Origin of the sequence: Grimontia indica, from assembly GCF_000333895.2 — a bacterium.
Classification (GTDB): Bacteria; Pseudomonadota; Gammaproteobacteria; order Enterobacterales; family Vibrionaceae; genus Enterovibrio; species Enterovibrio indicus.
The window spans coordinates 40,170-53,717 of the sequence record NZ_ANFM02000010.1; the positions used below are offsets into that span (position 1 = coordinate 40,170).

A 13,548-nucleotide genomic window follows, 5' to 3' on the forward strand; every position below is an offset into this window, starting at 1 on the left:
GACAGGCACATTAGCGCCAGACTGTTTCTCTGGCATTTCGGAGGTATCGTGAAATACGAACTGATTAAGAAAGAAGGCCGCGCTCGTCGTGGTCGTCTGGTTTTTGAACGCGGCACTGTTGAAACCCCGGCATTTATGCCTGTGGGTACTTACGGCACCGTAAAAGGGATGACACCGGAAGAAGTGGCTGATACTGGCGCACAAATTCTTCTGGGTAACACCTTCCATCTATGGCTGCGCCCAGGTCAGGAAGTGATGCGTGCCCATGGTGACCTGCACGATTTCATGAACTGGCAGGGTCCTATCCTGACCGATTCAGGCGGTTTCCAGGTATTCAGCCTGGGTGCAATGCGTAAAATCACCGAAGAAGGTGTGCATTTCCGCAACCCTGTAAACGGTGACAAGATTTTCATGGACGCAGAGAAGTCGATGGAAATTCAATACGATCTGGGTTCTGACATCGTAATGATCTTCGACGAATGTACGCCTTACCCGGCGACACACGAAGAAGCGAAGAAATCGATGGAAATGAGTCTGCGTTGGGCACAGCGCAGTCGCAACCATTTCGACAAAATGGGCAACAAAAATGCACTGTTTGGCATCGTTCAAGGGTCTGTCTATGAAGACCTGCGCGATGTGTCAGTCGAAGGCCTGACCAACATTGGTTTTGATGGTTATGCGGTCGGTGGTCTGGCGGTGGGTGAACCAAAAGAAGACATGCATCGCGTTCTGGAACATACCTGTCCAAAACTGCCGGAAGATAAGCCACGTTACCTGATGGGCGTAGGTAAACCGGAAGATTTGGTGGAAGGTGTTCGCCGTGGTATCGACATGTTCGACTGTGTGATGCCAACGCGTAACGCGCGTAACGGCCACCTGTTTGTGACTGGCGGTGTGATCAAGATCCGTAATGCGAAGCATAAAAGTGACACAACTGCACTGGATCCAGAGTGCGACTGTTACACTTGCCGCAACTACAGCAAGGCGTATCTGCATCATCTTGATCGCTGTAACGAAATTCTTGGCGCTCGCCTTAACACCATCCACAACCTGCGTTACTACCAGCGTCTGATGGAGAGTTTGCGTAACGCTATTGACGAAGGTAGATTAGAGACCTTTGTTAAGGAATTCTACGAACGCCGTGGCCGTGAAGTGCCACCGCTGAAAGAAGACTAAGAATTCTCGCCTCGCCAAAAGAGTGCTTTCGGTGGGGCGAAAATCTAGAAAATGTTCATATTGATACGAGGACGTTACTGAATGTTTATTTCTCAAGCTCATGCAGCAGCAGAAGGCGCACCACAAGGCGGCGGTATGCAGCTATTTATCATGCTTGGCCTGTTTGCCGTTATTTTCTACTTCATGATTTACCGTCCACAGGCGAAACGTGTGAAAGAGCACAAGAACCTGATGGCATCAATGGGCAAGGGCGATGAAGTTCTGACCGGTGGCGGCCTGGTGGGTAAAATTACTAAGATTTCTGATGACAACGACTTCATCGTTATCGCACTGAGCGACAACAACGAAGTGACCATCAAAAAGGATTTTGTGACTGCAGTTCTGCCAAAAGGCACCATTCAGTCGCTGTAACCCCATAGCCATAAAGGATCCTAGCAGTGCTAAACCGTTATCCTTTGTGGAAGTACATTATGGTGGTGTTGGTCATTTTTGTCGGCGCCCTTTATGCACTTCCCAATATTTACGGTGAAGATCCAGCGGTTCAAATCACCGGGGCGCGTGGCGCCTCGGTTGATCTCTCCACACTGGACACCGTCAAATCTTCCCTCGAAAAAGATAAAATCTCTTATAAATCCATTGCGCTAGAAAACGGCACTGTACTGGTTCGTTTCTCCGACACTGATAATCAGATTGAAGCTCGTGACGCTCTAAACAGCGAACTGAAAGAAGACGGTCTGATTGTTGCGCTTAACCTTGCTCCTGCAACGCCTGATTGGCTGGAAGCCATTGGTGCTAACCCAATGAAACTGGGTCTGGATCTCCGTGGTGGTGTGCATTTCCTGATGGAAGTGGACATGGACGCGGCAATGGAAAAACTGCTTACCCAGCAGGAAGACACCTTCCGTACTGAACTTCGTGAAGCCAAAATCCGTTACCGCGGTATCCGCGTGGGTGGTGAGGACAACATTGAAGTGATGCTGCGTAATGAAGCGGACATGGATGCTGCAGAAAGTGAACTCGCTAGACTGCACCCAGATATGGTGTTCACCACCGATAGTGCCCGTTTTGCCGTTTCTGCGAAGTTCACTGAAGAGCGCCTTCAGGAAATCCGTAACTACGCCGTTGAGCAGAACATTACTATCCTGCGTAACCGTGTTAACGAGTTGGGGGTTGCTGAGCCACTGGTGCAACGCCAAGGTGCAAGCCGCATCGTGGTTGAGTTACCGGGTGTTCAGGACACGGCACGTGCGAAAGAAATCTTGGGTGCAACTGCAACCTTGGAATTCCGTGAAGTGGATGACAGCGCCGATCTAGCTGCTGCGGCTGCAGGCCGTGTTCCACCGGGCAGCGAAATCAAATACACCCGTGACGGACGTCCGGTTGTGCTGAAAAAACGTGTGATTCTGGGTGGTTCAAGCATCACTGATGCGAGCTCAAGCTTCGACGAATACAGCCGTCCGCAGGTAAACATCTCGCTGGATAGCGACGGCGGCAGCAAAATGGCAGCGTTCAGTAAGAACAATGTCGGCAAGCTGATGGCGACGGTATTTGCAGAGTACAAAGACAGCGGTAAGCGTGATGAAAACGGCAAGGTGATTCTTTCCAAGCATGAGGAAGTGATCAACCAGGCAACGATTCAAACTGCGCTGGGCCGTAACTTCCGTATCACGGGTATCGACTCTCAAGCTGAAGCGCATAACCTTGCACTGCTGCTGCGCGCAGGTGCTTTGATCGCGCCAATCTCCATTGTTGAAGAGCGCACTATTGGTCCATCTATGGGTCAACAGAACATTGATATGGGCATTAAAGCCTGTATCTGGGGTCTGCTGGCGGTCATGTTGTTTACGCTGGTTTACTACCGTCGTTTCGGCCTGTTTGCGAACTGTGCGCTGGCGGCGAACATCATCCTGATTATCGGTGTGATGTCGATGATTCCAGGGGCAACCATGACTCTGCCGGGTATCGCAGGTATCGTTCTGACAGTGGGTATGGCGGTTGATGCCAATGTCCTTATCTTTGAGCGTATCCGTGAGGAGCTCAATGAAGGGCGCAATCCTCAGCAAGCGATCCACCAAGGTTATGCGAACGCATTCAGCACCATTGCCGATGCGAACATCACCACACTGATCACTGCAATCATTCTGTTTGCTGTAGGTACAGGCGCGGTGAAAGGCTTCGCTGTGACACTGTCGATCGGTATTCTGACGTCTATGTTTACTGCAATTATCGGTACCCGTTGCCTGGTTAACCTGGTGTACGGCGGTAAGCGCATTAACAAGCTGTCGATTTAAGGAGGCATTAAGATGTTTCAACTATTAAGGCCTGACTTTAGCATCGACTTTATGCGTTGGTCGAAGCCGGCATTTTTCCTGTCGGTTGTCATGATTGCTGCTTCTATTTTCAGCCTGTCTACCAAATGGCTGAACTGGGGCTTGGACTTCACCGGCGGTACGCTGATTGAAGTGGGTTTTGAGCAACCAGCAAACCTGCCACTGATTCGTGAGTCACTGGAAGCAAAAGGCTTTGGTGATGCGATCGTTCAGAACTTTGGTACTGCACGTGACGTGATGGTTCGCCTTCGTCCACGCGAAGATGCGCAAGGTGAATTACTGGGTAACCAGATCCTGGATGCTATTAAAGAAGGCACGGGTCAGGCAGTAGAAATGCGCCGTATCGAGTTCGTTGGCCCTAATGTGGGTGACGAACTGACAGAAGCGGGTGGTCTGGCGATACTGGTATCGCTGATCTGTATTCTGCTGTATGTCTCCTTGCGATTCGAATGGCGTCTGGCCGCGGGTGCGGTTGTTTCTCTCGCACACGACGTGATTATCACGCTGGGTATCTTTTCGTTCCTGCAGATTGAAGTTGACCTGACGATTGTTGCGGCATTGTTGACCGTTGTCGGTTACTCACTCAACGATACTATCGTTGTTTATGACCGTATCCGTGAAAACTTCCGCAAGATGCGTAAGGGTGATGCCGATGAAATCGTGAATGCGTCTGTGTCGCAGACACTTAGCCGTACCTTGATTACGTCTGGTACAACCTTGTTCGTAGTTATCGCGCTGTTCCTTCAAGGTGGTGCCATGATCCACGGCTTTGCGACTGCATTGCTGATTGGTATTACTATCGGTACCTACTCGTCTATCTACGTGGCTTCTGCGCTGGCGCTCAAACTGGGTATTACCCGCGAGCATCTGCTTCCACCGCCACCGGTGGAAAAAGAAGGCGAAGAATTCGACAGTATGCCTTAATAAAAAACGGAGCCGATTGGCTCCGTTTTTTTATTTTAGGTCCTAGGGCCTAGGAAAAGCAGGTCCTAGCAAGAGCAATAGCACTAGATATATGGTTCTAAAGGCTTAAGTTACGCAGCCAACAAACAAAAACGGCGTCACGAGGGACGCCGTTTTATTGATTCCAAAGAACCTTATTTTTTCATCGCTTCATTCGCGTTGTCGCGAATTTTCGCCAAAATACCTTTCAGTACTTTAGGGTTCGCAGTCACGATGTTGCCAGACTGAACGTAGTCAGTACCGCCAGCGAAGTCAGTACAAATTGCACCAGCTTCACGGGCAATCAGTTCACCTGCAGCGATATCCCAAGGTTTCAGACCCAGCTCGAAGAAACCATCTACGCGACCAGCAGCGACATAACACAGATCAAGAGCGGCAGAACCAGTGCGACGGAAGTCAGCACAGTCTACAAACAGAGCGCTAACAACTTTGATGAAGCCTTCTGAGTGTTGCTTCGCTTTGAACGGGAAGCCAGTTGCCAGAACGGTGCCGTTCAGATCTTTCGCAACGCCTACACGGATACGCTTGCTGTTCAGCTGCGCACCTGCGCCACGCTGAGCAGAGAAAAGCTCGTTACGGATTGGATCGTAAACACACGCCACTTCAGTACGGCCTTTAATGCGCAGAGCAATAGACACAGAGAAGTGTGGGAAGTTTTTAACGAAGTTAGTGGTGCCATCCAGTGGGTCGATGATCCATTGGTAATCAGTATCTTTACCTGCAACCACACCGGCTTCTTCAGTCACGATGTTGTGTTCAGGGTAAGACTTCTTGATTACGTCGATAATGATTTGCTCAGCTGCTTTGTCGATGTTAGTGACAAAGTCATTAGAACCTTTCTGAGTCGTTTCAACGTTATCAGAGTTCTCAGCAGATTTAGCGATAAAGTCGCCTGCCTTTCGCGCTGCGCGAATGGCAATATTTAGCATAGGATGCATACGAATTTCCCAACGGATGTTAAAGAACGGAAAGCGGCGGCGAGTATATCAGAGCTGAACCAAAAGGGAAGCGGTTATTTTTTGTTCGCTCGTCTTATATGACGGGCTGTAAAAAGGGTAAAACAAAAGCTGCTGTGTTAGAATCCGGCGGCTTTTCTTCCTCAAAGTAAATCAGTGATAGCGAAATGTTAGAAAATATTCGAATCGTGCTGGTAGGCACCACACATTCAGGCAACATCGGATCTGCTGCTCGGGCAATGAAAGTGATGGGGCTGAAACATATGGTGTTGGTCGCGCCTGATTGTCAGGTCGATGGGCAGGCGATAGCGCTTGCTGCCGGAGCCAGTGATATTGCTAACAACGCGCGTATCGTTGATACCGTGGAAGAAGCGGTTGCTGATTGTGGTCTTGTGATTGGAACCAGTGCCCGTAATCGTTCACTGGAATGGCCAATGCTGGACTCTCGCGAATGCGGCGTGAAAGCCATTGAAGAAGCGGCGCAATACCCTGTGGCGTTTGTGTTTGGACGTGAGCGCACAGGCCTAACGAATGAAGAACTTCAGGCTTGTCATTTTCACGTGGCTATTCCGGCTAACCCGGAATATAGCTCGCTGAACCTTGCCATGGCGGTGCAAACCCTTTGCTACGAAGCACGAATGGCTTGGCTGGACAGTCAGGCATACAAAGGGGAAGTGAAAGAGCAGCCTTACCCGCTGGCTGAAGACTTGGAGCGTTTTTACGCTCACCTTGAACAGGTTCTGGATACCACTGGCTTCATCAATAAATCCCACCCGGGCATGGTGATGACTAAACTGCGTCGTTTGTTTAACCGCGCAAGACCAGAAAGTCAGGAACTGAATATTCTTCGTGGTGTGCTCTCTTCGGTTGAAAAACACAACAAAGAGAAGCAAAAATAACCGCTTTAAAATTGCGGCTAAAAGCCTGACTAAATTAGTAGGTTAAATACTTGACCCTTTTAGTCGGGTATGTCAGACTCAGTGCATTACTCGCTCACAGGTAGGATGTTATGAGACTGACTTCGAAAGGCAGATATGCCGTTACTGCGATGCTCGATGTCGCGCTGCACTCCGAGATGGGGCCTGTGCCTCTAGCTGATATTTCAGAGCGTCAAGGGATCTCTCTGTCATATCTGGAGCAACTTTTCTCTCGCCTTCGTAAAGCAGGCCTGGTTTCCAGTGTACGTGGTCCAGGTGGCGGTTATCGACTCGGGGTGAATGCAAATGAAATTGCAGTCGGCATGGTGATTGCCGCTGTTGATGAATCGGTCGATGCGACCAAGTGTCAGGGCAAAGGCGATTGCCAAGGCGGAACACGCTGTCTGACGCACACGCTATGGCGTGACCTTAGCTCCCGTATCAGCAGCTTTTTAAATGACATTACGCTCGGCGAACTCATGCAAGACAACGAAGTCAAGCATGTCGCGGATCGTCAGGACTCCTCACTTGAGTCCTCAACAATTGTTAGACATGGTTTAAACTCCAGTGGCAGTGAAAAGCCAGCCACCACTTTGGGTGTGAATTTTCGCTCGTAATTAGTAGTGCCGGAGTACTTGGAGACACAAATGAAATTGCCAATCTATTTTGACTATTCAGCGACATGCCCAGTGGATCCGCGTGTTGCTGAAAAGATGATGCAGTACCTGACCCTTGACGGTTGTTTTGGTAACCCTGCATCCCGTTCGCACCGTTTCGGCTGGCAGGCGGAAGAGGCAGTGGATACTGCCCGTGAAAACATCGCCAACTACCTAAACGCGGACCCACGTGAGATCGTGTTCACTTCTGGTGCAACAGAATCTGACAACCTGGCAATTAAAGGTGTAGCGCATTTCTACGGTAAGAAAGGCAAGCACATCATCACCTGCAAAACTGAGCACAAAGCTGTACTGGACCCATGCCGTCAGCTGGAGCGTGAAGGTTTTGAAGTGACTTACCTCGAGCCCGAATCAAACGGTATCGTCGATCTAAACAAGCTGGCCGACGCCATTCGCGAAGACACCATCCTTGTTTCTATCATGCACGTGAACAACGAAATTGGCGTGGTTCAAGACATTGCAGCGATCGGCGAACTATGTCGTGAACGCAAGGTGGTCTTCCACGTTGATGCGGCGCAATCTATCGGTAAATTGCCTTTGGACACTCAGGAAATCAAAGTTGACTTGATTTCAATGAGCGCACACAAGGCATACGGCCCGAAAGGTATCGGCGCTCTGTACGTTCGTCGTAAGCCACGTATTCGCCTCGAAGCTCAAATGCACGGTGGTGGTCATGAGCGCGGTTTCCGCTCTGGTACATTGCCAACTCACCAAATCGTGGGTATGGGTGAAGCGTTCCGTATTGCGAAAGAAGAACTTGAGCAAGACATGGCGCACTCGCTGGCACTGCGTAATCGCTTCTACGATGGCGTAAAAGATCTGGAAGCGGTTTATGTAAACGGCGACCTTGAGCAGCGCGTCGCGTCAAACCTGAACGTGAGCTTTGCTTTCGTTGAAGGTGAATCACTGTTGATGGCATTGAAAGATTTAGCGGTTTCTTCCGGCTCTGCATGTACATCTGCAAGCCTGGAACCTTCGTATGTACTTCGTGCGCTGGGTCTGGATGACGAACTGGCACACAGCTCTATCCGCTTCTCGTTTGGCCGTTTTACTACTGAAGAAGAAGTAGACTACGCGGTTGAGCAAGTACGCAAAGCGGTCACCAAGCTGCGCGAAATGTCGCCACTGTGGGACATGTACAAAGAAGGTATTGATTTAAGCACTGTTGAGTGGGCACACCACTAAGCGGTCTCAGGGTTTTGAGGATAAGATCATGGCTTACAGCGAAAAAGTAATCGATCATTATGAAAATCCACGTAACGTGGGTGCTTTTGACAAAAACGATCCAAACGTAGGTAGCGGCATGGTTGGCGCACCAGCGTGTGGTGACGTGATGAAACTGCAAATCAAGGTAAATGAGCAAGGCATCATTGAAGATGCGAAGTTCAAAACCTACGGCTGTGGTTCAGCGATTGCGTCAAGCTCACTGGTCACTGAGTGGGTGAAAGGCAAGTCTTTGGACGAAGCAGCAGCTATCAAGAATGCTGAAATTGCAGAAGAGCTGGAACTTCCTCCTGTGAAGGTTCACTGCTCAATCCTCGCGGAAGATGCTATCAAAGCAGCAGTAAGCGACTATAAGAAAAAACACGAAGCTTAATACGATTTAAAGGGTTGTTGTACATATGGCCATTACTATGACTGACGCGGCGGCATTACGCGTCCGCACCTTCTTGGAAAACCGCGGAAAAGGCATCGGCCTTCGCTTGGGTGTTCGCACGTCAGGCTGTTCGGGAATGGCTTATGTACTGGAATTTGTTGATGAACTTCAAGAAGAAGATCAGGTGTTCGACTTTGAACAATACGGCGTCAAAGTGATCGTCGATAGTAAAAGTCTCTTGTACTTAGATGGTACTGAACTTGATTTCACCAAAGAAGGCCTTAATGAAGGCTTCCAATTCAACAACCCCAACGTAAGCAGCGAGTGTGGTTGCGGCGAAAGCTTTAACGTTTAACTCGTGAGATGATATGAATCATTTCGAACTATTTGGGCTATCATCGCAGTTCGAGCTGGATGGTAGCTCTCTTTCTTCGCAGTTTCGCGAACTTCAACGACGTTTCCATCCGGACAAATTTGCCACTGCATCTGAGCAGGAACGCCTGCTTGCTGTGCAGAAAGCCGCGCAAATTAATGATGCTTATCAAACGCTGAGTGATCCGGTGCGTCGTGCCGAATACCTTCTCTCTCTCAATGGCGTAGAATTGCGCGATGAGCAGCAGACGATGCAAGATCCAGAATTCTTGATGCAGCAAATGGAGTTGAGAGAAGAGCTGGAAGAGATTGCAGACAGCGATGAGCCGGATGTATTGTTGTTCGACTTTGAACAAGGCGTGGAGAAACTCCACAAAGCCATGCTTGCCGAATTGAAAGAACAACTAAATGGCGAGCAGTGGCAGGATGCGGCGATAAGCGTTCGCAAGCTGAAGTTCTTAGTCAAACTCAAGCAAGAAATCGAACGAATCGAAGATCGGCTGCTGGGTTAATCCAGCACGCTGATCAGGCTACAGGAACCACTATGGCACTGTTACAAATTGCAGAACCTGGTCAGAGTGCTGCACCGCACGAGCACAAGCTTGCGGTGGGTATTGACCTAGGGACTACCAATACTCTCGTTGCTTCAGTCCGAAGCGGCACTGCGAGCACCCTTAATGACCTTGATGGTCGAGCGCTGATCCCTTCTGTGGTTCACTACGGTGATGACGTAACGGTGGGATATTCAGCAAAAGCGATGTCAGAAACCGACAGCGCAAACACGGTTTCTTCCGTCAAACGCATGATGGGCCGCTCATTGGCGGACGTTCAAACCCGCTATCCCAACCTTCCTTATGAACTGTCTGCATCTGACAATGGTCTGCCATTGATCAACACCCGTGCAGGCAAGAAAAACCCGATTGAAGTTTCTGCGGATATCCTACGTGCCGTCAATGCACGTGCAGAAGAAGCGCTGGGTGGAGAGCTGGAAGGTGTGGTTATCACAGTTCCTGCTTACTTTGACGATGCGCAGCGCGCGGGGACCAAAGATGCCGCTAAATTTGCCGGCCTGAAGGTACTTCGTCTCCTGAACGAACCAACCGCAGCTGCGATCGCTTACGGTCTGGACTCGGGTCAGGAAGGAGTTATCGCTGTCTACGATCTAGGCGGCGGTACGTTTGATATCTCTATTCTCCGCCTTTCAAAAGGCGTGTTTGAAGTGCTGGCTACAGGCGGTGATTCAGCGCTGGGCGGTGATGACTTTGATCACCTTGTCGCAGACTGGATCTCCGAGCAGGCAGGATTTGGTGCGCTTTCCGGCGATGACCGTGCGCGCTTGATGAATGCCGCTAACAGCGCAAAAGTTGCTTTGAGCGCAAGCGATGCCGCAGATATCGATGTGCTTGGCTGGAAAGGCACACTGAGCCGCGGACAGTTCGACGATCTGATTGGCGCGCTGGTAAAGAAAACCCTGTTGTCTTGTCGTCGCGCACTGAAAGATGCTGGCGTTTCCGCTGAAGAAGTGCTGGAAGTGGTGATGGTGGGTGGTTCTACCCGCGTACCACTGGTTCGCGAAAAAGTTGGCGAGTTCTTCGGCCGCACACCGCTGACCAGCATTGATCCGGATAAAGTTGTTGCCATCGGTGCAGCGACACAGGCCGACATTTTGGTAGGTAATAAGCCGGATGGTGAAATGCTGTTGCTGGACGTGATTCCGCTTTCTTTGGGTATTGAAACCATGGGCGGTCTGGTCGAGAAAATCATTCCACGCAATACCACTATCCCTGTTGCGCGTGCGCAAGAGTTCACCACGTTCAAAGATGGCCAGACGGGCATGAAAGTGCACGTGGTTCAGGGCGAGCGCGAAATGGTGGAAGATTGTCGTTCGCTGGCGGATTTTACCCTGAAAGGCATTCCACCAATGGCTGCAGGCGCAGCGTACATTCGCGTGACTTACCAGGTTGACGCCGATGGCCTGCTATCTGTGACAGCGATGGAAAAGAGCACCGAGGTGCAGGCATCGATTCAGGTGAAACCGTCTTACGGCCTGAGCGACACCGAAATTGCCGATATGATCAAATCGTCGTTCACCCATGCGCAGGACGACAAAGACGCCCGTTACCTGGCGGAGCAACGCGTTGAAGCCGATCGTGTGATTGAAGGTCTGCTGGTTGCGATGCAAGCAGACGGCGAAGCGCTGCTGTCAGACGAAGAGCAGCAAGCGCTGGTGAAAGCGATTGAAGCGCTGATTGCGCTCCGCAACGGTGACGATGCCGCAGCTATTGAACAAGGTATCAAAGATACAGATAAAGCGAGTCAGGAGTTTGCCTCACGTCGTATGGATAAATCCATCCGTGAAGCACTGGCTGGCCATTCCATTGACGAGGTTTAAACATGCCAAAGATTGTTGTTCTGCCACACCAGGATCTCTGCCCAGAAGGCGCGGTGTTGGAAGCAAAGACCGGTGACACTGTGCTGGACGTTGCACTGCGTAACGGTATTGCGATTGAACATGCCTGTGAAAAGTCGTGCGCTTGTACGACCTGCCATGTAGTCATCCGCGAAGGATTTGATTCTCTGGATGAAAGCGATGAGCTGGAAGACGACATGCTGGATAAAGCATGGGGTCTGGAGCCTGAGTCACGCTTGGGCTGTCAGGCAAAAGTGGCTGATGAAGATCTGGTGGTAGAAATTCCGCGTTATACCCTAAACCACGCTGCAGAAAATCACTAATCTGATAAGGGAGCAAAAACTATGAGCCTGACATGGACCGATTCGCGTGATATCGCGATTGAGCTGGTAGAACAATTCCCTGATACTGATCCGAAAACGGTTCGTTTTACTGACCTGCACCGTTGGGTGACGGAGCTTGAAGACTTCTCAGACGACCCAAATCGCTCGAATGAGAAGATCCTAGAGGCAATCATCCTGTGCTGGATGGAAGAAATGGATTAAAGACCTTGTTTTACGCCAGTAAAGCAGGCAGATTGAGACTATCCAAGCGGGCATGATGCCCGCTTTGTTTTATCCCCAAATTTGAGCTGGAACCTCTATGAACAGACGATTTGGGGCACTTCTGATAAAACGTCATAAAGATGGCGTACTCTAAAAAGAAAAATCAGCCCAAATTTAATGCTCCGCAACGATGTGCGGGGTAACAGGAAAAAGGAGTTCAGCATGACTGACAAAATGCGTATCACGCTATCACACGAAGCTGCGGGTGAGACTTGGGGTGCGAATGCACTGGTTTCTTTTAATCAGCAAGGCGCAGTGGTTCACGCCTCAGGTGACGATAAACTCACGTCGGTTCAGCAAGCTGCTCGTAAGCTGGATATGCAGGGTATTCGCAAAGTTTCTCTGGTTGGTGATAGCTGGGATTTGGAAACCGCGTGGGCATTCTATCAGGGGCTGCGTGGTCCTAAGCCTGGTTTCGATTTCGATGCAGAGTTGGAAGACGCTGCTCAGAAAGTGCTGAATGATCGCATTGTCGCGACCGATTGGGTACGTCAAATTATCAATGAAACTGCAGAAGAAGTCGGTCCGCAACAACTGGCTGTCCGCGCCGGTGAATTCATCAAATCCCAAGCGCCAAATCCTGAACATGTCAGCTACAAAATTGTTTCCGGTGCTGATCTGCTCGAGCAAGGCTGGGTGGGTACCCACACCGTAGGTCGTGGTTCAGCGCGTAAGCCGGCGATGCTTCAGCTTGATTACAACCCAACCGGCGACAAAGACGCTGAAGTGTTCGCCTGTATTATCGGTAAAGGTATTACTTTCGACTCAGGCGGCTACAGCATTAAACAGTCGGCGTTCATGGACTCAATGAAAGCAGACATGGGCGGCGCAGCGATGGCGACCGGTGGTCTGGGACTGGCAGTCGCTCAAGGCCTCAACAAGCGTGTGAAATTGATTCTTTGCTGTGCAGAGAACATGATTTCCAGCAACGCCTACAAGCTGGGTGACATCATCACGTACAAAAACGGCGTGACCGTTGAAGTACTGAATTCAGATGCCGAAGGGCGCTTGGTGATGGCGGATGGCCTGCTTTACGCGAACAAATTTACCCCAGCTCTGACCATCGATTGTGCTACTTTGACCGGTGCTGCAAAGGCAGCGCTAGGCAATGACTACCATGCACTGTTTAGCTTTGATAAGGCGCTCTCTCAACGCTGTCTGTCAGCGGCAGAAGCGGAAAACGAAGGCATGTGGCAGTTGCCACTGGCTGAGTTCCACCGTCAGATGCTGCCATCTAACTTTGCCGATCTTGCAAACGTTGGCGCAGGTCAATACTCACCGGGTGCGAGCACGGCGGCAGCTTTCCTTTCCTACTTTGTCGACAACTACAAAGAAGGCTGGGTTCACCTGGATTGCTCCGGGACTTACCGCAAAACACCAAGCGATAAGTGGTCTGTAGGTGCAACGGGTATGGGCGTTAAAACGCTGGCTCGTATTCTGATGAATGAGTCAAGCCAGTAATCGCTACAAAAGTTAGGTGTTTTATCAACACAGTTAACGCTTCCGCAATGTCAGGGTAGGGTCTGGCATTGCGCTCTGGTAGGC

General features: G+C 50.3%; 15 protein-coding genes. 14 read left to right on the forward strand and 1 reads right to left on the reverse strand.

All coding sequences use genetic code 11. The annotated features are described in order from the left end of the window. Nucleotides 1–48: 48 nt before the first annotated feature. From tgt to secF, 4 genes are all read left to right on the forward strand, one after another. Nucleotides 49–1,176 carry a tRNA guanosine(34) transglycosylase Tgt gene (gene tgt / locus D515_RS05815; protein WP_002536923.1) on the forward strand — a complete coding sequence of 376 codons (1,128 nt, stop codon included), beginning with the start codon at nucleotides 49–51 and terminating at the stop codon, nucleotides 1,174–1,176. 81 nt (nucleotides 1,177–1,257) lie between these two features. Then, a complete protein-coding gene (yajC, locus tag D515_RS05820; RefSeq protein ID WP_002536925.1) occupies nucleotides 1,258–1,587 on the forward strand; it encodes a preprotein translocase subunit YajC in 330 nt (109 codons plus the stop codon). 26 nt (nucleotides 1,588–1,613) lie between these two features. Next, nucleotides 1,614–3,467 carry a protein translocase subunit SecD gene (secD, locus tag D515_RS05825; RefSeq protein WP_083939838.1) on the forward strand — a complete coding sequence of 618 codons (1,854 nt, stop codon included), beginning with the start codon at nucleotides 1,614–1,616 and terminating at the stop codon, nucleotides 3,465–3,467. A 12-nt stretch (nucleotides 3,468–3,479) separates the two neighbouring features. Beyond that, nucleotides 3,480–4,430, forward strand: a complete 951-nt coding sequence (secF, locus tag D515_RS05830; protein WP_002536928.1) for a protein translocase subunit SecF — start codon at nucleotides 3,480–3,482, stop codon at nucleotides 4,428–4,430. A 173-nt stretch (nucleotides 4,431–4,603) separates the two neighbouring features. On the opposite strand, the gene suhB is transcribed toward secF, so the two are convergent. Further along, entirely contained in the window at nucleotides 4,604–5,407 is an 804-nt protein-coding gene (gene suhB, locus D515_RS05835; RefSeq protein ID WP_002536929.1) for an inositol-1-monophosphatase, read from the reverse strand. Between the two features lie 185 nt (nucleotides 5,408–5,592). On the opposite strand from suhB, the gene trmJ reads away from it, so the two are divergent. The 10 genes from trmJ to pepB all read left to right on the forward strand — a co-directional run bounded on the left by trmJ (nucleotide 5,593) and on the right by pepB (nucleotide 13,464). Continuing rightward, nucleotides 5,593–6,324, forward strand: coding sequence for a tRNA (cytosine(32)/uridine(32)-2'-O)-methyltransferase TrmJ (trmJ, locus tag D515_RS05840; protein WP_039849683.1), 732 nt, complete (start codon nucleotides 5,593–5,595; stop codon nucleotides 6,322–6,324). A 110-nt stretch (nucleotides 6,325–6,434) separates the two neighbouring features. Further along, entirely contained in the window at nucleotides 6,435–6,959 is a 525-nt protein-coding gene (gene iscR, locus D515_RS05845; RefSeq protein WP_002536934.1) for a Fe-S cluster assembly transcriptional regulator IscR, read from the forward strand. A 30-nt stretch (nucleotides 6,960–6,989) separates the two neighbouring features. After that, complete coding sequence (locus tag D515_RS05850; RefSeq protein WP_002536935.1) at nucleotides 6,990–8,204, forward strand: IscS subfamily cysteine desulfurase; 1,215 nt, start codon at nucleotides 6,990–6,992, stop codon at nucleotides 8,202–8,204. A gap of 28 nt (nucleotides 8,205–8,232) precedes the next feature. Next, a complete protein-coding gene (gene iscU / locus D515_RS05855; protein WP_002536937.1) occupies nucleotides 8,233–8,616 on the forward strand; it encodes a Fe-S cluster assembly scaffold IscU in 384 nt (127 codons plus the stop codon). Between the two features lie 25 nt (nucleotides 8,617–8,641). Then, complete coding sequence (iscA, locus tag D515_RS05860) at nucleotides 8,642–8,971, forward strand: iron-sulfur cluster assembly protein IscA (protein WP_002536938.1); 330 nt, start codon at nucleotides 8,642–8,644, stop codon at nucleotides 8,969–8,971. Nucleotides 8,972–8,984: 13 nt separating this feature from the next. Further along, nucleotides 8,985–9,500, forward strand: coding sequence for a co-chaperone HscB (gene hscB / locus D515_RS05865; protein WP_002536940.1), 516 nt, complete (start codon nucleotides 8,985–8,987; stop codon nucleotides 9,498–9,500). A 32-nt stretch (nucleotides 9,501–9,532) separates the two neighbouring features. Continuing rightward, a complete protein-coding gene (gene hscA, locus D515_RS05870; RefSeq protein WP_002536941.1) occupies nucleotides 9,533–11,380 on the forward strand; it encodes a Fe-S protein assembly chaperone HscA in 1,848 nt (615 codons plus the stop codon). Nucleotides 11,381–11,382: 2 nt separating this feature from the next. Next, nucleotides 11,383–11,721, forward strand: a complete 339-nt coding sequence (gene fdx / locus D515_RS05875; protein WP_002536943.1) for an ISC system 2Fe-2S type ferredoxin — start codon at nucleotides 11,383–11,385, stop codon at nucleotides 11,719–11,721. Between the two features lie 27 nt (nucleotides 11,722–11,748). Further along, nucleotides 11,749–11,943 carry a Fe-S cluster assembly protein IscX gene (gene iscX, locus D515_RS05880; protein WP_192815495.1) on the forward strand — a complete coding sequence of 65 codons (195 nt, stop codon included), beginning with the start codon at nucleotides 11,749–11,751 and terminating at the stop codon, nucleotides 11,941–11,943. A gap of 222 nt (nucleotides 11,944–12,165) precedes the next feature. After that, on the forward strand, nucleotides 12,166–13,464 hold the full coding sequence (pepB, locus tag D515_RS05885; RefSeq protein ID WP_002536946.1) for an aminopeptidase PepB: 1,299 nt from the start codon (nucleotides 12,166–12,168) through the stop codon (nucleotides 13,462–13,464). Nucleotides 13,465–13,548: the final 84 nt, after the last annotated feature.